We start from the raw sequence: 19,507 nt of genomic DNA on the forward strand, positions 1-19,507 counted from the left end.
CTTGCCGGTGGTGATGCAAACTGCCTGGCCGTATCGCCTATAAAGAGGACGGCAGACAAGTCTGCTGTTATCGACGTGCTACGGCGCAAGGCGCTGTCCTATTACGAAGTGACCATCACTCATTAAGTTCGCCTGAATAGATGGTCGGTGTTGCGGCATATATGCGCGATATGGATATAGGCGGTTGCATCACAACATGCGCGATGCCCGTGCCTATCTGCCACTTCATGCAAAGTGCAATGAAGTGTTCAAGCGTAAGCGGCTCGATCTCCAGCAAAATGGCGCGTGTTTTTTTAAATAAAGTTGGCATATGTGATGCACTCCTTTTATGGACGCACGATAACTAAAAGCCTGCTTAGCCAATAAAGGATCTACCCATGAATACTGCCGCTATCGATCATTTGAGCAGCGCATTGCCCAATCACACCGTTTCCATCACGCCACGCCCGGATGGCATGTATCTACTGACCATCAGCCGAGAGGGCGAAGAGATCTTTCTCAAAGCCGTCGACAAGGCGTCCATCGATACCGCAGAGGGCGCACGGGCGCTGCAGCGTGAAATTCTTCGTGATCGCAAGCTGGTCAGCGGTCAGGTGAACTGGAAAGGTACTGGCGCCCAGTGGGTGACCCGCAAGCTGCCGACCTTTACCGGCGCTCCGGTGAACCCGACCGCCGCCAAGATGATGTGGTCGCGGCGCAACCTGGACGAGCTGCATCCGTGAGCCAGGCAGCCAATGAAAAAGCCCCGTCGATACGGGGCTTTTTCATGCCAGAGCGAAACTGGTCTTAGGGGAGGGGCTAGCGGCAGCTGCGTCAGGTCGCGCGACACCTAGCCGGCAAAGAGTCAGGATTTACCTAGCAGGCGCGAGGCGTCGAAGCCCATGCGCATGTTGCCCCAGTGGCGTCCCTCGAAGAAGAACGGCACGTCGATCTCGGTCATGATCTCGCCGGTATCGCGCAGGTAGGTCTGCAGCAGGAAGCGTTGGGTGTTGCTGGCAGCGCGCAGGCCAACTGGATCGGAGAACATGCGCTTGTTGCGGCATACCGGCAGGTCGACGGCGCGGTTGCCGGTAGGTGCCTTCGACACCCAGCTGTTGTTCACCGGGCAATAGCCCTTGTTGTCGACGATAAAGGTGACGATACCGCCGGGCGTGCCCTTGGTCAGTTTGTCGATCTCTTCCTGGCAGATCTGCGCGAAACGCTCGGTATAACCGGTCAGGTACTGCTTCGGGTCGGTGTTGGCGATCAGCTTGTAGTTCTGGTCGAACAGGTTCACGCCTTCGCGTTGCAGCGTCGCAAGGCGGGTTTGCAGCGCGTCGCGGCACTGGGTCGCGCGGGTGATGGCAGCGTCCAGTTCACCGTGACCGAGCACGAAGCGACCCAGCAACTCCTGCACTCGCTCAGCGACGCCAGACAGATCACGCGTGGCGGTTGCCGAACTCTGCATGCGCTGGTCGATGGCCTGGCTGTCGGCGTGGATCTGGGTTACGCGGTCATTGATGCCGGTGTTGGCATCGGCGACCTGCTGGATATGCTCGGCGATCTCGGCCAGCTTGCTGGTGGTCGACTCGAAGTCGCCGATCATCGCCTCGAAGTGGCCAGTGGCACGCTCGACCACTACCTGGGTTTCCCGGGCGCTCTGGCTGATGCGCGCGGTCTGCTCGTGGGTAGTGCTGACTTCCTTGAGCATGGCGTCGATGTTCTGCGAGATATCACCGGTGGCGCGGCTGACGTTCTGCGCCAGGGTGCGCACTTCATCGGCGACCACGGCGAAACCACGACCGCTTTCCCCGGCACGCGCCGCTTCGATGGCCGCGTTGAGGGCCAGCAGGTTGGTCTGCGAGGAAATCTGCTGGATCAGCCCGACCACCGATTTGATGTTCGAGGAACGCTCGTTGAGCGCCGAGACCAGGGTGCTGAATTCGTTGAGGCTGGTGGAAATGGAGCTGATGTTGCCGGTGACTTCCAAGAGTTCTGCGTAGGAGTCCTGCGCCATACCGAGGTTGTGCGCGGTGGTCGCGGAGATCGCCTGGGTCTGCTGCGACACCTCATCGATGCGGCCGACGGCGATGTTGCTCTCGCTCATCACTTCATTGGCGAAGCGCGCCTGGTGGGTAGCGCTGTCGCTGGAGTCGCTGATGTTCTTCAGCGAGCGGGCAGATTCGACGGCGATCTGCACGGTCAATGCCTGCACATTGCTGATGATTTCGCGCTGCTTGGCCAGAAAGCGGTTACAGGTGCTGGCCAGGGTACGGATTTCGTCATGGGTCAGCAGCGGCAGATCGCGGGACAGGTCACCTTCACCGCTGGCGATTTCTTCCAGGGCGCGGGTCATGTTGTCGACCGGGCGCACGATCAGGTGGCGGAAGTACCAGACCATGAAGCTGACCATGCACAGCGTGAAGAGGGCGCTGAGCGTCAGGGCGGTGCCAAGGGTATCGAGCTTGCCTTCGACCTGCTTGAGCAGGGCCGGGTCGAGTTGTGCGCCGTGCAGCAATTGTACGATGTCGGCACGCAGGCTGAGGGCCACCCAGACCAGCAAACCGCTGACGATAACAAGCAGAAACAGGCTGGACAGCTTCTTGGTCAAGGTATCGAAAAAGTGCATCTCGATGGAATCGTACAGCGACTTTAACGACTGCATGCGCAGCTCCTGACAGAGAAATAATCCTTGGATTTCCATTACTTCGACCAGAAGCGCAGAACCTTTAACAAAGGACGCTCTGTTCGCCGACGTTCCACGCGATTTAACGGATGTTCCACCGCGAGGGCGCGGAGTGTAGTGCCTCGGCTATTACCGTTAAAGAGTGGTTACACAAAAAAATGGCGTCAATTACTTCTTCTACAACACAGCTACCGGCACGGGGCCGGTAGTGGGTCATCCAGATTGAAGCTTAGCCGCGCTGGCCAAACTCCGCCTGTTGCGCGGTCCAGCCGGTCACTCTTTCGCTAAGCGAGAGACCCAGGCCTGGGCGATTGGGCACAAGCATGCGGCCATCACACGTTTCCAGGCGCTCGTTGAACAGTGGCTCAAGCCATTCGAAATGCTCGACCCACGGCTCGGTTGGGTAGGTGGCAGCGAGGTGCACATGCAGCTCCATGGCGAAGTGCGGCGCGAGCATCAACCCGGCGTGTTCAGCCATCGCGGCGATTTTCAGGAATGGGGTGATGCCGCCTACGCGAGGTGCATCCGGCATCAGATAGTCGGCGCCGCGGGTTTTGATGAACTCGGCGTGCTCGGCCACGCTGGTGAGCATTTCGCCGGTGGCAATCGGCGTGTCGAATGCGGCAGCCAGGGCGGCGTGGCCTTCGGCGTCGTAGCAATCGAGTGGCTCCTCGATCCACACCAAGTTGAATTCCTCAAACTTGCGGCACATGCGCTGGGCGGTGGGGCGATCCCATTGCTGATTGGCGTCGACCATCAACGGGAAGTCGTCGCCCAGATGCTGGCGAATGGTGCTGACGCGGTGCAGGTCGAGAGCCGAGTCGGGCTGGCCGACCTTCAGCTTGATGCCGCCGATGCCTTTCTCGCGGGACAGATCGGTATTGACCTTCAGCTGATCCAGCGGCGTGTGCAGGAAGCCTCCCGAGGTGTTGTAGCAGCGCACCGAGTCGCGCTGGGCGCCCAGCAGGCGGGCCAGGGACAGGTTCGCGCGCTTGGCTTTCATGTCCCACAGGGCCACGTCGAAGGCGCCGATGGCCTGGGTCGACAGGCCGCTTCGGCCCACCGAGGCGCCGGCCCAGCACAGCTTGGTCCACAGCTTCTGGATGTCGCTGGGATTTTCGCCGACCAGCGCCGGGGCGATTTCCTGAGCATGGGCGAACTGGCCGGGGCCACCGGCGCGTTTCGAGTAGCTGAAGCCCAGGCCGCGGTGGCCGTCCTTGCTTTCGATCTCCACGAACAGCATGGCGATCTCGGTCATCGGCTTCTGCCGGCCGGTGAGCACCTTGGCATCGCTGATCGGATTGGCCAGAGGCAGAAAGACCGACGCAACGCGAATCCAGGCGATCTGATCCTGGTCTGCGCAGCCATGGGGGAGGGTGTGTTCATTCACGCGGATTACCTCGCTTGACGTTCTTGTTGGGGTCGCCAGAAGATCTAAATCACTGGCGTGAGTCCGGACGTTAAGCTGATTAGGTAATCATTCAAGGGATCGGGTGGAGCTACAGGGCGACTTCCAGGCGAAAGCAGCCATCCCTGCTTTACCTGTGGTGGATCAGCTAGGTAGGGTGGATGACGCTCTTTTCATCCACCATTGCGATGCCGAGCGGTGGACGGGTCGGGCCGCGTAGGTGAAGCGTCGTCCACCCTACAAAAGGCAGCTAACGCCACTCACCAGCCAAGCAGTTAAGTCGGGGCTGGAAATATGGGGCGGCCCTCACGCACTCTGCCGCTCGACGATGCTGAAGCCGGTATCGATGTGCACCTTCACCGGTTCCTCGTGTGGATGGTCGAGGCGCTGCAGCAAGGCGCGGGCGGCCTGCAGGCCGATCTCGGCGCCGTTGATGCGGACTGTAGATAGCGATGGATGCAAGTGCGCGGCGATATTCAGGTCGCCAAAGCCCATCACCGCCAGATCGTCTGGCACGCGAATCCCTCGTTCGGCTGCTTCCACCAATACGCCATGTGCCAAGGTATCGGAGCTGCACACCAGCACTTCGGGATGCCCACCGGCGGCGAGCACGCGATGTAGTCCTTCGCGGCCAAGGTTGACCGTTGCTGGTGGCGGCAACACCACGCGAGGCACCTCGGCAATGCCCTGGCTCGCCAGTTCGCCGATCAGGCTCTCGCAGCGGCGGTGGCCACGCGGGTCATCCAGGGTCACCACGGCGAAGCGGCGGTAGCCCTTACCGGTCAGGTAGCGCGCGGTGGCCACGCCGACCGCCTCATGGGAAAAGCCCACCAGCATGTCCAGCGGCCGCGGCGCCAGGTCCCAGGATTCGACAATAGGGATGCCCGAGCGTGACAAACGCGTGCGGCTGGCTTTGGTGTGCAGGGTGCCAGTCAGCACGATGCCGTCCGGGCGGCGGCGCAGAATGGTATCGAGTAACTGTTCTTCGCGTTCGGCGCTGTAGTTGGTCAGGCCGATCAGGGTTTCGTGGCCGGCTTCGGTGAGTGTGTCGATCAGCGTCTGCACCGTTTCCGCGAAAATCGAATTGGCCACGGTCGGCACCAGGAGGGAAATCAGCCGGCTGCGCTGCGCGTCGGCGTTGGCCAGCATGGCCGGCACGTAGCCGGTCAGCTGCACGGCACGGAAGACCTTTTCGCGCAATTCGGCGCGCACGATCTCCGGTTGGTTGAGGGTGCGCGACACGGTGATCGGCGAAACCCCCGCGACCTTGGCTACATCCGCGAGGGTCGGTGCCTTGCCTGAAAACGCATATGGCCGAGTGCGAGGTGTTTGCTGGTCATCATTCATGTGCGCTCCAGCGCCAGGTTTGCCAGGCGCAATACTAGCAAGCCAGGCCGCGGGCGCATTCGAACATACGGGGCATTGCGCTATGCTGCGCGCCGGCATCGGCCACCCGCATGCCGCCCACTTTTTCCTGACCCGATTGACAGGCCACATGGCTGCCCTGACAAGGATCCGTTGATGCCTACTACTTTGGAAATGGTCGCCAATTTCGCCAACCTGATAGCTGTGCTGTTGGCGGCGCGCAACAGTGTGCATACCTGGTCGGTGGGCATCGTCGGGTGTCTGCTGTTCGGCTGGTTGTTCTTCACTGTGCAGCTATATGCGGATGTCACGCTGCAGAGCTTTTTCATTGTCACCAGCGCTATGGGTTGGTGGGCGTGGCAGCGCGGTAATGCTGGCGCTGCGTTGCCGATCAGCCGGACGCCGTTACCGACGCTGTTTGCGTATCTGGGCCTGGCGATTGTCGTGGCCGCCGGCTACGGCCTGCTGCTGCATCACTTCACCGATGCCTACGCGCCATTGATGGATTCTCTGGTGCTGACCTTCAGCGTGCTGGCGCAGTTCTTGTTGATGCGTCGGCGCCTGGAGACCTGGTACGGCTGGCTGCTCGTCAACACCCTGGCGGTGCCGTTGTTCGCCTCCCGCGAGCTGTACCTGACTGCCGGGCTGTATTGCCTGTTCTGGTGCAATGCCTGGTATGGCCTGTATCGCTGGCGCCGTGAGGCTCAGGCTCAAGTCGCCTGTGAGCAGCCGGCGCAGCAGGCGGTTTGAAATGAGCAAAACCTTTCGACGCGGCCTGGTGGTCGGCAAGTTCTCGCCGTTGCACCTTGGCCATGAACGGTTGATCGACGAAGCGCTCGCGCACTGCGAGCAGCTGTATCTGCTCTGCTATTCGCTGCCGGAATTGCCGGGCTGTGATGCGCAGCGGCGCGCCCGTTGGTTGCAGGCTCGTTTCCCCGACGTGCCGGCGCTGGTGATCACTCAATCAAGCATCGAGACCTGCCGCGGCGAGGGCCGGGTGCTGCCCGATCTGCCGCACAACGATGCTCCCGAGGTTGAGCAGCGCCAGTTCGTCGCCGAGCTGTGTCAGTCGGTGCTCGGCACGACGGTGGATGCGGTGTTCACCAGCGAAAGCTATGGCGATGGCTTCGCCGCGCACCTGGCCGCGTGCTTCGGTCACCCGGTGCAGCATGTCTGTGTCGATCAGGCACGCACTGCCGTGCCTATCTCGGGCAACCGCTTGCGTGAGGATCCCCACGGCCTCAAGGCGTTTCTCGCGCCGCCGGTGTATGCCGATTTCGTCGAGCGCATCGTGCTGCTGGGCGGCGAGTCCACCGGCAAGAGTAGCCTGGCCGAAGCTCTGGCGGGGGCGCTGGGCAGCGTGCATGTCGCCGAGTACGGGCGCGAGTGCTGGGAGGCTCGGAGCGGCGCGCTCGAATACGACGACCTGCTGCATATCGGTCGCACTCAGGTCGCCCGCGAGAACGCCGCTGCCGAACGCGCCAATCGCTATCTGGTCTGCGATACCTCGCCGCTGACCACGCTTTTCTACAGCGACGCGATGTTCGGGTGTGCCGAGCCCGAGCTGCAGCGCCTGGCCGAGCGGCCTTACCAACATATCTTTCTATGTGCGGACGATTTTCCCTTCGTGCAGGACGGCACCCGCCAGGACGAAACCTTTCGTCGCCGTCAGCAGGCCTGGTATCGCGACGAGTTACAGGCCCGTGGCTGGGCCTATCACGAGCTGCGTGGCTCACTCGCCGAGCGCGTCGCCAGGGCTCTCGAAATCCTGCAAAGGCCCTGCCCACAAGCGTAAGCGGCCACTCATCCCGGCGGCTGAACCAAAGGACTCGGCATTTCCTCGGACTCTAGGACAGGCACTCAAACCCTCGTTCTGGAGAGCAGCATGCGCGCATTGACCTATCACGGCAGCCACGACGTTCGCGTCGACAACGTAGCCGACCCCGTCATCCAGGAATCGGACGATATCATCCTGCGGGTGACCGCCACGGCCATCTGCGGCTCGGACCTGCACCTGTACCGCGGCAAGATCCCGCAGGTGAAACACGGCGACGTGTTCGGCCACGAATTCATGGGCATCGTCGAAGAAGTCGGCAGCGCTGTTACCGCCGTGAGCAAAGGCGACCGAGTGATCGTGCCGTTCGTGATCGCCTGCGGCAGTTGCTTCTTCTGCGACATGAACCTGCATGCCGCCTGCGAAACCACCAACGATGGCCGCGGTGCCATTCTCAACAAGAAGCAGATTCCCTCCGGCGCCGCGCTGTTCGGTTACAGCCACCTGTATGGCGGCATGCCCGGCGGCCAGGCCGAGCTGGTGCGCGTGCCCAAGGCCAATGCCGGCCCATTCAAGATCCCCGATGAGCTCGATGACGAGCGCGTGCTGTTTCTCACCGACATTCTGCCGACCGGCTACCAGTCGGTGATCAATGGTGGGGTGAAGGAAGGCAGCCGCGTGGCGATCTACGGCGCTGGCCCGGTGGGGCTGATGGCGGCGGCCTGTGCGCGGATGCTCGGTGCCAAGCAGATATTCATGGTCGACAACCAGCCCTATCGATTGGAATACGCCCGCGCCACCTACGGGGCAGTACCTATCAACTTCGATAAGGTGGATGATCCGGCCGAGGCGATCATCGAGCAGACCGAAGGTTATCGCGGTGTGGACGCTGCCATCGATGCGGTCGGCTTCGAGGCCAAAGGTAGCGCCACAGAAACCCTGCTCACTCAACTAAAGCTCGAGGGCAGCAGTGGCAAGGCGTTGCGCCAGTGCATCGCTGCGGTACGGCGCGGCGGCACTGTGAGTGTGCCGGGCGTGTACGCAGGCTTCATTCACGGCTTCATGTTTGGCGATGCCTTCGACAAGGGCCTGACCTTCAAGATGGGCCAGACCCATGTGCACGGTTTGCTGCCTGATCTGCTCGAACGCATTCAGAGCGGAGTGCTGCAGCCAGAGGTAATCATTAGCCATCGCATGAATCTTTCCGATGCTGCAGAAGGTTATCGCCTGTTCGACAAGCAGGAAGACGATTGCCGCAAGGTGATTCTGCGCCCGTGAATCCATCGGGAACCGTCGTAAGGCGGTTCCCCCTTCCGCAGCTAATTAACAGCCTCAGCGGGCTCTCCATAGATGTAGGAGAATCCTCCGTTAATTTCGTAAGCATTGTAAATTTACTGGGGGTTAGCTCTTTGTATAGGCGGCAGGGTGTTTGATGTGTAGTTGTATTTTGATGGCATGCAAAATGCGGCGCCGTTCAAGTTGCATCTTGCACTTTGCAATATCGATTGTTGGAAAAGCTGACCGAAAGGCCCAGTTTATAAGTGTTTCGTAAGTTCTTTTTGTTGGCATGCAGTGTGCAATAGCAGATGACGTTAAATCGTCATTCACCAAGGGAGTTTTCCGATGACTGCTGTTGCTATTGAAGTGCTTGCGTCTGCGCTGCCCGATCATGAAATCACTTTGACGCCGCGCCCGGACGGAAAATTTCTACTGACAGTTGCCAAGGGTGGCGCTACTCAACTTATTCGCGCCATCGACCGCCACACGGTGGTCGACCAGGCCGAGCTGCATGCCTTGGCGCACGAGCTGGAGCGCGACCAAAAGCTGGTTAGCGGGGAGATCTCCTGGAAGGGCGCTGGCGCCCGCTGGGTACGCCGCAAGCTGCCTACGTTCACTGGTGCACCGGTAAGTCCGACCGCTGCCAAGCTGATGTGGACGCGCCGCAATCTGGATCGCCGCCAGCGCCCTACGGCCTGAGCGCATAGGCTGTATCGAGCCCCGCATTAGCGGGGCTTTTTATTGCCGGGAATAAAATAATGCCGCGTAATCTGTAACATTAACTTGTGCAATTACCTATATATGATCTGAGCTTTGTATAGCTTTATTTATTGCTGTAGAAGTTGTGCATGTTGTGGGTTGTGAGCGTGTTTGTTGTTTAGAGAAGGCCATGTGTCTGGTGTGCGGGTAATTGTTCGCTTGTTCAATAACCGCTCGTCCTTAATAACGAACGTATTGCGCGCAGCGTCGTTCCCAATAATGAATCGACAAACAACCCGGGAGCGAATAACCATGGCGACCAAAACTGAAAACCTGTTGAGCTGGCTGCGCGACGCCCATGCGATGGAGCAGCAGGCCGAGCAAATGCTCAAAGCGCAGGCATCGCGTCTCGAGCATTACCCGCAGCTGAAAACCCGTATCGAGCAGCACATTGAGGAAACCAGAGGCCAGCGTGAATTGCTGGAAGGCTGCTTGGAACGCCTCGGTGAAAAACCTTCGATGCTCAAGGATATTGCCGGCAAGCTCACTGCTTTTGGCCAGGCCGTTGGCGGCTCGGTCATGAGCGATGAAGTCATCAAGGGCGCCATGAGTGGCTATGTCTTCGAGAACCTGGAAATCGCTTCCTACACAGTGTTGATCGCCGCCGCCAAGGCGACCGGTGACAAGGAAACCCAGCGTGTCTGCGAAACCATCCTGCCCCAGGAAGTAGCGATGGCCGAGTGGATTAAGGATCACCTGCCGCAACTGACCGAAGCGTTTCTGACCCGCTCCGAAGCGCCGGACACCGAAGCCAAGCGCTAACCACTCTCGGTGTCGCTGCGATCCACAACTCGCCGCGGCACCGCAGCGTTCTTTTCACCGCCGTACCTGGTAGCGCCTACTTGTCCAGAATCATCACCACCGCAGATCCCGAACTTTCGGCTGAAACTACCGAAGTCTCCGACTCACTGATGTTCGGCACGCCCAAAGAGCGTCTGGATTTCTACCGCCGGGAAATCCACTACGAAACCAACCTGCTGGCTGACCGTACCAACGCCTATCTGGCGGCGCAGTCCTTTCTGGTCATTGCTTATGCATCGTCGATGGCCAACACCAACCCGGGCTGGGGCGATTTGTTCACGCTGGTGGTGCCAACCTTGCTGGCATTGCTCGGTATCGTCAGCTCGCTGAATGCCTGGCCTGGCATCAGGGCGTCGTCGGCGATCATCGGCCACTGGCACTTCAAGCAGGAGCAACTGCTGCGCAGCGAACCCAAGTTCGGCCACGCCTATGACGAGTCGCCGCTGTTCAGCGAGCATGAGTCCAGCGAGGAACGCTACTTCAAATCGCTGCGCTTTTCGCTGCGTTCGCCCTGGCTGTTCACCATCTTCTGGGCGGGGCTGGGGTTGTTTTCGGTGTGGTTGCAGCTGTCTTCGTCGGCCAAGGTCTGAGGCGCGCGCCTGGAGACGCGCCGTTACCTTTATCTGTGGGCACTCTGTCTGGCTGGTCGTAGTCAGTAGCAGAGAGCCGGCAGCGTGGCGCTGCCGGCAGCCGACGAGGAGGCCGCACGCGTGAAACGCACCCTGATCGCCAGCGCTATCGGCATACTCCTATTGCTGGCGGCGCTGCCGTTGTCCTATCAGCTATGGCCGGCGCGCACGCCGGTCGCCGCAGCTCTGCAGCCGGGCGAGCAGATTGGCGGGCCGTTCGAGTTGATCAATGAGCAGGGGCAGGCAGTGAGCGAGCAGACCTTTGCCGGCAGATGGCTGCTGATGTTCTTCGGCTTTACCCGTTGTGCCGATATCTGCCCAACCACACTGGTACAGATCAGCAAGGTGCTCGATGGCCTTGGCGAACAGGGCGATCAGGTGCAGCCGCTGTTTATCAGCCTCGATCCCGAGCGTGACACGCCGCAGGTGTTGGCGGCCTACACCACTTTCTTTGACGACCGTATTCTCGGCCTGACCGGCAGCGCCGCGCAGATCCGCCAGGTTGCCGATGCCTATGCGGTGTATTTCAGGAAGGTGCCGATGGGCGATACCTACATGCTCGATCACACCGGCGCCATTTACCTGATGAACCCTGACGGTGAACTGGCCGGCCTGATTTCCCTCCAGATGACGGCCGCTCAAGCGGTGCAGGAGATTTCCCGCGCGATGGCAGATGCGCGTGATGGCTGATTCGCAAACCAGTGCGCCTCGCCGCGGGCGTAACTGGCCACTGATTCTCGGTTTCCTGATGCTCGGTGCCTGCTGGCTGGGGCCTTTGCCAGCAATGAGCCGCACTGCGTTCTCCGCCCATATGCTGCTGCACCTCGGTGTGGTGGCGCTCGCTGCACCGCTGCTCGCCATTGGCCTGGCGCGTTCGGGGTTGCGGGTTGATGGCATGCGCCATATCGGCATCTGGAGCATTGTGGTGTTCGCCGCCGAAATGCTGGTTGTGTGGGGCTGGCATGCGCCGCAGCTGCACGAGGCTGCAGCGCTTAACGTGTGGGCGTTCGTCGCTCAGCAGTTGAGCTTTCTTGCGGTCGGGCTGGGCGTGTGGCTGCTTGGTTTCGCCAGTCAGTCACGGCGTGGCCTGGTGGCCGCGCTGTTCGGTTTTTTCCTGACGTTCGTGCACATGACCATGCTCGGCGTGGTGCTGATCATGGCGCCAAAGCTCATCTACCCGGCTGAACTGTGCCTGGGCGCGTTTGGCTTCGAGCAGCTGGAGGATCAGCGTTTCGGCGGGATTCTGATGGCAGCCTGGAGCGGCGTGGCGTATCTGGGTGGGGCGGTGGTGCTGGGCGCGCGCCTGCTGTCATCGACAAGCACGGCAAGGCTTTGAAGATACGCCGCCAGCGTGATGCTGGCGGCGCAAGGATTACAGCTTGAAGTTGCCCACCAGCTCGTCGAGCTGACGCGACAGGCTTTGCAGGTTGCTGCTGGCGTCGTTCAGCTGATCGGCGATCACCGTGGTTTCCTGGGTGAACTGGTTGATCTGCTCGACGTTGCGGTTGATTTCCTCGACCACGCAGGATTGCTCTTCGGTGGCGGTAGCGACCTGAATGTTCTGGTCGCTGATCTGGCTGATATGGCCGTTGATCTGCGCCAGCGCTTCGGAGGCCTTGCCGGCATATTCGACCACACGCTCGCTCTGCTGGCGGCCCTTGGCCATGGCTTCGACCGCCGACCGGGATTCGGCTTGCAGGCGGTCGATGACCTTCTGGATCTCTTCGGTCGAGGCGCCGGAGCGGCTGGCCAGGGTGCGCACTTCATCGGCGACCACAGCGAAGCCACGGCCTTGCTCGCCGGCACGGGCGGCTTCGATGGCAGCGTTCAGAGCCAGAAGGTTGGTCTGCTCGGAAATGCTGCGGATGGTGCCCAGGGTGGCGCTGATCGCTTCGATCTGCCCGGCCAGTGCGCCGACCACCTTGGCAGTTTGCTCCAGCTCGCCGCTGAGCGAGTCGATCTGCCGGTTGGCCTGATCGACAACTTCGCTGCCGGCATTGGCGTGGTCGGTGGCTTCGCGGGCCACGCGGGCAGCGTTCTCGGCGTTGCCGGCAATTTCGTTGACGGTCGAACCCAACTCGTGGATCGCGGTAGCGACCTGTACGGTGCGGTCGCTCTGCGCCGTGCAGTTGCTTTGCGTCAACTGAGCACGCTCGGCAACTTCACGGGCCATGTTCGACAGCTCCCGCGAGTTGCCGGCCAGCTGCTGCATGATGCCGTGCACGCGGGCCAGAAAGCGGTTGAAGCTCTGCGCGATATCGCTCAGCTCGTCGCTGCCGGTTAGTTCGATACGGGCATTCAAGGCCAGGTTGTCGGCGGCGTTGCCCAGGCTGCTTTGCAACAGCGATACCCGGCGGCGCAGGTTGGTGACGATCAGCCAGGAGGCGACGAAGGACACTAGCAGGCCCAGCAGGCTGATCGTCAGCTGCTGCACGCGGCCCTGCTCATAGTTGTCGACGCTAGCCTGGTTCTGCTGTTCGGCCTGTTTGAGCAGGGTATCGAGCAGTTCGTTGGCGCCCGCGCGCATCACACCGTAGCTCTTGGCGTATTGGTCGCGGTAGATCTGCTGCGCCTTGGGCATGTCGCCGGCGTCCAGCGCCTGCAGCATCGGCGTGAGTTCGGCGCTGACCATGGTCTCGAATTGGTCCAGCAGGCGCTGCGCCTGGGCGCGGCGCTCTGGGTTGACCTGCGCCTCGACAGCGTGGCGCATGGCGTCACGCATGCCGGGGATATCCTCGTTGAGCGCCTCTTGCACCCGCGTTTTGACTCCGCGCTCGTCACGCAGGGCGGTGTCCTGCAGCAGCATCATGTCAATACCCACACGCATGCGCGGGATTCGCGAGGCCGCTTCGGCCATCGCACGCATGGGGGCGGAGGTATTGAGATAGAGCGCACTGGCCTCTTTCTGCATGTTCGACATGCTATTGAGGCTGGTTACGGCTACGAGGATCAAGGCGATGCAGGGAATGGCCACTGCGATGATCAGGCGGGTCTTGAGTGTCAGTGTGTCGAGGCGCATGGGTGTTTTCCATGTCATTGGAGTGACGCCAGTATAAGGGCGCTAATGATTTCATGCTGCCATGTTTCGTGACCGTTGGGCAGCTTGTACGCACGCCCCAAAGCATGCGCGTTAGAGCCGCTTGTACAAGTTCTCGCGGCGTCCTGTAAAAGGGCGTTTTAGCCGCCCGTCAGTGGCACTGCGGGTGATGTCACTTTGACGGCGGTTTTTGCTTCTTTACACGCTGCATTTCCCCTTACTATGCGCGCCTGAAACCCGCTCCAACTATTGTTCTACCTCTAATGTCACTGTTTCACGCCGGTTGTGAAATCGGCCTGTATCCTTATTAGGAGTTATGGCTCATGGCAGCACTGCAGACCGGCACCATCCAGGCGATCAAGACCAATCAGGCGCAACTGCTGGCTGAGTGGAACAGGGGCCTGGAGGCCAGCGGTTCGACCCGCAACCTGAAGGAACAGGATCTGCAGCAGCAGACCTCCGAATTCCTGCAACTGACCCTCAATGCGCTGGAAAGCGAGAACGGCTCGAACATCGCCACCCCCGGTTGGGAAGCGGTGCGCCAGTTCCTCGAGCGCCTGTCGGCCAGCCGCGCGCTGCTTGGTCATGACTCGCACCAGACCGCCAATTTCATCTTCGCCCTCAAGGGCCCGCTGTTCGCGCTGCTGCAACGCCACTACCGCGACCAGCCCGAAGAGCAGGCGCAGCAGGTGCTGGACGTTTCCGAGTTGTTCGACAACCTGGCCATGCACACCATCCGCACCTTCCAGCGCTCGCGTGAGGCGGTGATCAAGCGTCAGCAGGAAGAACTGCTGGAACTGTCCACTCCGGTGGTCAAACTGTGGGATGGCGTGCTGGCGCTGCCGATGATCGGCACCCTCGATTCGCAACGTACTCAAGTAGTGATGGAGTCTTTGCTGCAGCGCATCGTCGATACCGGCTCGGAAATCGCCATTATCGACATCACCGGCGTGCCGACCGTCGATACCCTGGTTGCTCAGCATCTGTTGAAAACCGTTACCGCCATCCGCCTGATGGGGGCTGACTGCATCATCAGCGGCGTGCGGCCGCAGATCGCTCAGACCATCGTGCACCTGGGCCTCGACCTGCAGGGCGTAGTGACCAAGGCCAACCTGGCGGACGCTTTGAAACTGGCGCTGAGCCGCCTGGGCGTTAACCTCGAAAAAGCGGGTTGAGCCCATGGAGCGCATCCCGATTCTACGGATGGGCGAGTTTCTGCTGGTGACCATTCAGGTTGACATGCATGATCAACTCGCGCTGACCTTGCAGGACGACCTGGCTCAGCTGATCAGCAAAACCTCGGCCCGTGGCGTGCTGATCGATATCTCTGCGCTGGACATGGTCGACTCGTTCATCGGCCGGATGATCGGCACTATTTCCGGCCTGTCGCGCATCATGGACGCCGAAACCATGCTCGTCGGCATGCAGCCGGCGGTAGCGATCACCCTCGTCGAGCTGGGCATGACCCTGCCGGGCGTGAGCACTGCGCTGAACGTCGAGCGTGGTATGCAGTTGTTACGCGAGCGAGTGGCGCGGCGATGATCGTGCGCAGCAGCGGTACCCAACCGATCGCCATCGAGCAGGACGTGGTATTGGCTCGCCAGACCACCCGCAAGCTGGCCACCGAGTGCGGCATGCGGCTGATCGACTTGACCAAACTGGTAACCGCCGTCAGCGAGCTTGCGCGTAACACCATGGTCTACGGCGGCGGCGGTGACATGGACTGGCAAGTGCTCGATGACAGCACCCGCGTCGGCCTGCGCCTTACCTTTCGTGACGAAGGCCCCGGTATTGCCGACCTCAAACTGGCCATGACCGATGGCTGGACCTCCGGTGGCGGCCTGGGGCTCGGCCTCACCGGCGCCAAGCGTCTGGTCGACGAGTTCGAACTCGACACCGCGCCTGGCGAGGGCACGAGGATCACGATCACCCGATGGACATGAACATCAGTGGCAGCGTGACCCAGGTACTGCCCATCGACGACAACAGCCAGGTCGGCTACGCCCGGCGTACCGCGCAGAAGCTGGCCGAAGCGCAGGTCTTCGATGAGGTGGATGCCGGGCGCGTCGCGCTGGTGGTCACCGAACTGGCCAGCAACCTGCTCAAGCATGCCGAGCGCGGTGAACTGCACCTACGGGTGCTGCCGCGCAGCAATGGCGCCGGTATTGAGGTCATCGCCGTGGACCGTGCTGCGGGCTTCGACCTCGATGCCTGCCTGACTGACGGTTATTCCACTGGCGGCACCCAGGGCATCGGCCTGGGCGCCATCACTCGTCAGGCGGACGTTTTCGATGCCTATGCCGACTCCCGCGGCGCGGTGTTGCTCGCGCGCTTCTACCCGCGCACTGCTAAAAAGCCGGATCTGCCGATTGGCGTCAGCCAGCATTCACTCAATGGCGACCCGGCGTGTGGCGATGCCTGGCACGTGGCATTGGGCGAGAACGCTATCAGCGCCTTGGTAATCGATGGCCTGGGCCATGGCGAGGAAGCCGAACAGGCCGCCCTGGCGGGCACGCAGGCGTTTGCCTACGGGCCGTTTAACGACCCTCTGCTGTTGATCGAAGACCTGCACCGCGCCATGCACGGCAGCCGTGGCGGCGCGGTGGCCATTGCCCAGGCGCGCCTCGACACCGGCAACCTGCGTTTCGTCGGCATCGGCAACATCTCGGCCAGCCTGATAAGCGCGGGCAAAACCCGCGGGCTCGCCTCGCACCCTGGCATCGTCGGCGCGCAGTACCGCAAGGCGCAGCCGTTCGACTTCGAGCAGGTGACCGGCCAGTTGCTGATCATGCACAGCGATGGGCTGCAGTCGCGCTGGAGCCTGGCCGACTACCCGGGCCTCGCCTATCGTCATCCCGCAGTGATCGCTGCCGTGCTGCACCGAGACTTCTGCCGTGGCCGTGACGATGTCACGGTCGTGGTCATCGCTCTGGAGGCCAGCCATGGCTGAGTCGGAAAACCTCACCCACGCCGAGCAGGTCGCGCTGATCGCTCGCTTGCAGCAGGAAAGCGCCGCGCTGCGTGACGAGCTCGACGAAACCAATCAGGGTGTACTCGCCCTGTATGCCGAACTCGACAACCAGGCCGAGGAACTGCGCGAAGCCTCGGACCTGAAGAGCCGCTTCCTGTCGTACATGAGCCATGAATTTCGCACGCCGCTGGGCTCGATTCTGAGCATCACCAGCCTGCTCAGCGATGAGCTGGACGGCCCACTGAGCGACGAGCAACATCGCCAGGTGGCGTTCGTCAGCACCGCGGCCCGCGAGCTGAGCGACATGGTCGATGACCTGCTCGATTTGGCCAAGATCGAGGCGGGGCGCATCAGCATTTCCCCGGCCTGGTTCGATATGTTCGACCTGTTCTCGGCGCTGCGTGGCATGTTTCGGCCCATCGTCGATGCCAGCGCGGTGGACCTGATTTTCGAAGAGCCGGTCGGCCTGCCGCGCCTGTATACCGACGACAAGAAGCTCGCGCAGATTCTGCGTAACTTTATCTCCAACTCGCTGAAGTTCACCGCCCGCGGTGAAGTGCGAGTATCGGCGCAGCTGGAGGGCACCGACCGCGTGCGCTTCGCGGTCAGCGACACCGGCATTGGTATCGCCGCCGAGTTACACGGCACGTTGTTCGAAGATTTCTCGCAGATCGACTCGCCGTTGCAGAAACGCCTGCGTGGCACTGGCCTCGGGTTGTCGCTGTGCAAACGGTTTGCGGCGCTGCTCGGCGGCGAAGTCGGCGTGCAGAGCGAGCCCGGCGTTGGTTCGATGTTTTACGTAATCATTCCGCTGGCCATTGCGGCAGAGGTTGCCGATGAAAACTGACAGCCTGCTGCTGATCGTCGATGACAACGCCGCCACTCGCTACGCCCTGCGCCGGCGCCTGGAGCGCCATGGCTATCGGGTGCTGGAGGCTGGTACCGGCACCGACGGCCTGGCGCTGATCCACAGCGAGCCGATTGACGGGCTGATTCTCGATGTGAACCTGCCGGACATGAGCGGCTTCGATATCGTGCGCCTGCTGCGCGCCGAGACCGCCACTGCGCTGTTGCCGGTGATTCATGTGTCGGCAGCGTCGATCCAGACTGGCGATATCGTCACCGGTCTCGAAGCCGGCGCCGACGCCTATCTTGTCCACCCGGTCGACCCCGACGTGCTGCTGGCCACGCTTCGCACGCTATTGCGCGTGCGTGATACCGAAGTCGCCCTGCGCGCCAGTGAGGCGCGCTTCCGGGAGATCTTCGTCAACGTCACCGCGCCGATCGCCGTGCTCGATGCCGATCTGGCGGTGCACGAATGCAACCATGCTTTCGCCCAGCTGATTCAGGGCGAGATCGCAGGCCAAGCGCTGCGTGGTTGTTTTGCCGATGATCAGGCGGCGATGCTCGATGAACTGCGCGTACGCCTGGTGGCTGGCGAGCGCTGGAAGGGCTCGCTGACCATGCAGGTGCACGGCGAAGCGCGGGAAACCGAGTGGCAGGTGTCACCGTATCGGGCGTCTGGGTTGAGCCTGGTGTTCGTCGAGGACGTCACCGAGCATCGCCGCCGCGAGCGTCTGCAAAAGGCCCAGCTCGACGATGCCACCAACCAGCTGGCTCACGAGGTTGCCGAGCGCGCGCGTACCGAAGCGCAGCTGTTGCAGATGCAGAAGATGGAAGCGCTGGGCAACCTCACCGGCGGTATCGCCCACGACTTCAACAACATGCTCACCGGCATCATCACCAGCCTGGAGCTGATCCAGAAGCGCGTGGCCGAGCAGCGCCTCGATCGGGTGCAGCTCTATACCGATGCTGCGCTGAATTCGGCGATGAGCGCCGCAGCGCTGACTCACCGCTTGCTGGCCTTCGCACGCAAACAGCCGCTGGATAATCGCGCCGTCGACGTCAACGAGCGCATACGCTCGCTCGAAGAACTGCTGATGCGCACCATCGGCGAGCAGATTTCCCTGACCCTGGAGCTCAACGGCAAACCGTCCATCGCGCTGGTCGACCCTAGCCAGCTGGAAAGTGCGGTGCTCAATTTGGTCATCAACGCCCGTGATGCGCTGCCGCGCGGTGGACATATCTGGGTCACTACCTATACCGCGCACTCCAGCGGCGACCCGAATCTGGCCGACGGCGCCTACATCGCCCTGTCGGTACGCGATGACGGCAGCGGCATCGAGCACGCGCTGATCGACAAGGTGTTCGACCCGTTCTTCACCACCAAGCCCGTGGGCCACGGCACCGGCCTTGGGCTGTCGACCATCTATGGCTTCGCTCGTCAGTCCGGTGGCCATGCCGGCATTCGCAGCGCGCCGGGGCGCGGCACCGAAGTGACCATCATGCTGCCGGTCAGTAGCGAGCCGTTGCTGGAGCAGAGCGTTGCCGAGCACGGTGACCATCGCGGCGCGGGTGAGCATGTACTGATCGTCGAGGACGTGCACTCGGTGCGTATTTTTGTCGCCGAGGTACTGGAAGAGGCCGGCTATCGCTGCACCCAGGCAGCGGATGTGGAAACCGCGCTTGCTCACCTGCAAAGCGCGGCGCCCATCGACCTGCTGTTAACCGACGTCGGCTTGCCGCGCATGAATGGTCGAGAGCTGGCTGAGCGGGCGAGAGCCCTACGCAATGAGCTGCCGATTCTTTTCATGACCGGCTACGCCGAAAAGGCCATCAACCGCCAGGTGTTCTTGGATGACGGCATGGCGCTGCTGACCAAGCCGTTCAAGATGAACGAGCTGCTGGAAAAAGTACGCGCCTCGCTTCCCGGACACTGACCGGCTTGCCTCCTGCCGAGCGATCACGCGGCCCCTACCT

Annotated in this window: 20 protein-coding genes; 15 read left to right on the forward strand and 5 right to left on the reverse strand. The window is 61.6% G+C overall.

The window, feature by feature from the left end; genetic code table 11:
* Nucleotides 1-115 precede the first annotated feature (115 nt).
* On the reverse strand, nt 116-310 hold the full coding sequence (locus BUC40_RS11835) for a hypothetical protein (RefSeq protein WP_073265839.1): 195 nt from the start codon (nt 308-310) through the stop codon (nt 116-118).
* A 67-nt stretch (nt 311-377) separates the two neighbouring features.
* Between BUC40_RS11835 and BUC40_RS11840 the strand changes: the two genes are divergently transcribed.
* On the forward strand, nt 378-722 hold the full coding sequence (locus BUC40_RS11840; RefSeq protein WP_073265841.1) for a hypothetical protein: 345 nt from the start codon (nt 378-380) through the stop codon (nt 720-722).
* Between the two features lie 122 nt (nt 723-844).
* Here BUC40_RS11840 and BUC40_RS11845 read toward each other — a convergent pair whose 3' ends face one another.
* From BUC40_RS11845 to BUC40_RS11855, 3 genes are all read right to left on the reverse strand, one after another.
* On the reverse strand, nt 845-2,644 hold the full coding sequence (locus tag BUC40_RS11845; RefSeq protein ID WP_073265842.1) for a methyl-accepting chemotaxis protein: 1,800 nt from the start codon (nt 2,642-2,644) through the stop codon (nt 845-847).
* 250 nt (nt 2,645-2,894) lie between these two features.
* The gene (locus BUC40_RS11850) at nt 2,895-4,055 is read right to left on the reverse strand and encodes an L-talarate/galactarate dehydratase (RefSeq protein WP_073265844.1); all 1,161 of its coding nucleotides are present in this window, start codon (nt 4,053-4,055) and stop codon (nt 2,895-2,897) included.
* Nucleotides 4,056-4,379: 324 nt separating this feature from the next.
* Entirely contained in the window at nt 4,380-5,420 is a 1,041-nt protein-coding gene (locus BUC40_RS11855) for a LacI family DNA-binding transcriptional regulator (protein WP_073265846.1), read from the reverse strand.
* 174 nt (nt 5,421-5,594) lie between these two features.
* Between BUC40_RS11855 and pnuC the strand changes: the two genes are divergently transcribed.
* From pnuC to BUC40_RS11895, 8 genes are all read left to right on the forward strand, one after another.
* Nucleotides 5,595-6,188: a nicotinamide riboside transporter PnuC gene (pnuC, locus tag BUC40_RS11860; protein WP_073265848.1), complete on the forward strand. Its 594-nt coding sequence runs from the start codon at nt 5,595-5,597 to the stop codon at nt 6,186-6,188.
* Between the two features lies 1 nt (nt 6,189).
* Complete coding sequence (locus BUC40_RS11865) at nt 6,190-7,233, forward strand: AAA family ATPase (RefSeq protein WP_073265850.1); 1,044 nt, start codon at nt 6,190-6,192, stop codon at nt 7,231-7,233.
* A 90-nt stretch (nt 7,234-7,323) separates the two neighbouring features.
* Nucleotides 7,324-8,490 (forward strand): zinc-dependent alcohol dehydrogenase, encoded by a 1,167-nt coding sequence (locus BUC40_RS11870; RefSeq protein ID WP_073265852.1) that lies wholly within the window; start codon nt 7,324-7,326, stop codon nt 8,488-8,490.
* A gap of 345 nt (nt 8,491-8,835) precedes the next feature.
* Nucleotides 8,836-9,189, forward strand: a complete 354-nt coding sequence (locus BUC40_RS11875) for a DUF3509 domain-containing protein (RefSeq protein ID WP_073265854.1) — start codon at nt 8,836-8,838, stop codon at nt 9,187-9,189.
* Between the two features lie 312 nt (nt 9,190-9,501).
* Complete coding sequence (locus BUC40_RS11880; protein WP_073265856.1) at nt 9,502-10,011, forward strand: ferritin-like domain-containing protein; 510 nt, start codon at nt 9,502-9,504, stop codon at nt 10,009-10,011.
* Nucleotides 10,012-10,091: 80 nt separating this feature from the next.
* Nucleotides 10,092-10,640, forward strand: a complete 549-nt coding sequence (locus BUC40_RS11885) for a RipA family octameric membrane protein (RefSeq protein WP_073265858.1) — start codon at nt 10,092-10,094, stop codon at nt 10,638-10,640.
* Nucleotides 10,641-10,760: 120 nt separating this feature from the next.
* On the forward strand, nt 10,761-11,369 hold the full coding sequence (locus tag BUC40_RS11890) for an SCO family protein (RefSeq protein ID WP_073266242.1): 609 nt from the start codon (nt 10,761-10,763) through the stop codon (nt 11,367-11,369).
* Nucleotides 11,362-12,015: a cytochrome c oxidase assembly protein gene (locus BUC40_RS11895; protein WP_073266244.1), complete on the forward strand. Its 654-nt coding sequence runs from the start codon at nt 11,362-11,364 to the stop codon at nt 12,013-12,015. Before BUC40_RS11890 ends, BUC40_RS11895 begins: the two co-directional genes overlap by 8 nt.
* Before the next feature lie 36 nt (nt 12,016-12,051).
* Here the strand turns inward: BUC40_RS11895 and BUC40_RS11900 are convergent, their stop codons facing one another.
* Entirely contained in the window at nt 12,052-13,698 is a 1,647-nt protein-coding gene (locus BUC40_RS11900) for a methyl-accepting chemotaxis protein (RefSeq protein ID WP_073265860.1), read from the reverse strand.
* A 341-nt stretch (nt 13,699-14,039) separates the two neighbouring features.
* On the opposite strand from BUC40_RS11900, the gene BUC40_RS11905 reads away from it, so the two are divergent.
* Genes BUC40_RS11905 through BUC40_RS11930 form a run of 6 tightly spaced genes read left to right on the forward strand, consistent with a single transcriptional unit; the run spans nt 14,040 to nt 19,467 of the window.
* A complete protein-coding gene (locus BUC40_RS11905) occupies nt 14,040-14,891 on the forward strand; it encodes an STAS domain-containing protein (protein ID WP_073265862.1) in 852 nt (283 codons plus the stop codon).
* A 4-nt stretch (nt 14,892-14,895) separates the two neighbouring features.
* Nucleotides 14,896-15,258, forward strand: a complete 363-nt coding sequence (locus tag BUC40_RS11910) for an STAS domain-containing protein (protein WP_073265864.1) — start codon at nt 14,896-14,898, stop codon at nt 15,256-15,258.
* Nucleotides 15,255-15,659: an anti-sigma regulatory factor gene (locus BUC40_RS11915; protein ID WP_073265866.1), complete on the forward strand. Its 405-nt coding sequence runs from the start codon at nt 15,255-15,257 to the stop codon at nt 15,657-15,659. The genes BUC40_RS11910 and BUC40_RS11915 overlap by 4 nt, the downstream gene beginning before the upstream one ends.
* Nucleotides 15,656-16,666, forward strand: a complete 1,011-nt coding sequence (locus BUC40_RS11920; RefSeq protein WP_073266246.1) for an ATP-binding protein — start codon at nt 15,656-15,658, stop codon at nt 16,664-16,666. Before BUC40_RS11915 ends, BUC40_RS11920 begins: the two co-directional genes overlap by 4 nt.
* Nucleotides 16,659-17,534: a sensor histidine kinase gene (locus BUC40_RS11925; protein WP_073265868.1), complete on the forward strand. Its 876-nt coding sequence runs from the start codon at nt 16,659-16,661 to the stop codon at nt 17,532-17,534. Before BUC40_RS11920 ends, BUC40_RS11925 begins: the two co-directional genes overlap by 8 nt.
* A complete protein-coding gene (locus BUC40_RS11930; RefSeq protein ID WP_073265870.1) occupies nt 17,524-19,467 on the forward strand; it encodes a response regulator in 1,944 nt (647 codons plus the stop codon). Before BUC40_RS11925 ends, BUC40_RS11930 begins: the two co-directional genes overlap by 11 nt.
* The last annotated feature ends 40 nt before the right edge of the window (nt 19,468-19,507 follow it).

The sequence above is a fragment of the Phytopseudomonas punonensis genome, from assembly GCF_900142655.1.
GTDB lineage: Bacteria > Pseudomonadota > Gammaproteobacteria > Pseudomonadales > Pseudomonadaceae > Aquipseudomonas > Aquipseudomonas punonensis.

Coding starts and splice junctions, on each gene's coding strand:
- BUC40_RS11835 (WP_073265839.1), bottom strand. CDS start 310: ATGCCAACTTTATTTAAAAAAACACGCGCCATTTTGCTGGAGATCGAG.
- BUC40_RS11840 (WP_073265841.1), top strand. CDS start 378: ATGAATACTGCCGCTATCGATCATTTGAGCAGCGCATTGCCCAATCAC.
- BUC40_RS11845 (WP_073265842.1), bottom strand. CDS start 2,644: ATGCAGTCGTTAAAGTCGCTGTACGATTCCATCGAGATGCACTTTTTC.
- BUC40_RS11855 (WP_073265846.1), bottom strand. CDS start 5,420: ATGAATGATGACCAGCAAACACCTCGCACTCGGCCATATGCGTTTTCA.
- pnuC (WP_073265848.1), top strand. CDS start 5,595: ATGCCTACTACTTTGGAAATGGTCGCCAATTTCGCCAACCTGATAGCT.
- BUC40_RS11865 (WP_073265850.1), top strand. CDS start 6,190: ATGAGCAAAACCTTTCGACGCGGCCTGGTGGTCGGCAAGTTCTCGCCG.
- BUC40_RS11870 (WP_073265852.1), top strand. CDS start 7,324: ATGCGCGCATTGACCTATCACGGCAGCCACGACGTTCGCGTCGACAAC.
- BUC40_RS11875 (WP_073265854.1), top strand. CDS start 8,836: ATGACTGCTGTTGCTATTGAAGTGCTTGCGTCTGCGCTGCCCGATCAT.
- BUC40_RS11880 (WP_073265856.1), top strand. CDS start 9,502: ATGGCGACCAAAACTGAAAACCTGTTGAGCTGGCTGCGCGACGCCCAT.
- BUC40_RS11895 (WP_073266244.1), top strand. CDS start 11,362: ATGGCTGATTCGCAAACCAGTGCGCCTCGCCGCGGGCGTAACTGGCCA.
- BUC40_RS11900 (WP_073265860.1), bottom strand. CDS start 13,698: ATGCGCCTCGACACACTGACACTCAAGACCCGCCTGATCATCGCAGTG.
- BUC40_RS11905 (WP_073265862.1), top strand. CDS start 14,040: ATGGCAGCACTGCAGACCGGCACCATCCAGGCGATCAAGACCAATCAG.
- BUC40_RS11910 (WP_073265864.1), top strand. CDS start 14,896: ATGGAGCGCATCCCGATTCTACGGATGGGCGAGTTTCTGCTGGTGACC.
- BUC40_RS11915 (WP_073265866.1), top strand. CDS start 15,255: ATGATCGTGCGCAGCAGCGGTACCCAACCGATCGCCATCGAGCAGGAC.
- BUC40_RS11920 (WP_073266246.1), top strand. CDS start 15,656: ATGAACATCAGTGGCAGCGTGACCCAGGTACTGCCCATCGACGACAAC.
- BUC40_RS11925 (WP_073265868.1), top strand. CDS start 16,659: ATGGCTGAGTCGGAAAACCTCACCCACGCCGAGCAGGTCGCGCTGATC.
- BUC40_RS11930 (WP_073265870.1), top strand. CDS start 17,524: ATGAAAACTGACAGCCTGCTGCTGATCGTCGATGACAACGCCGCCACT.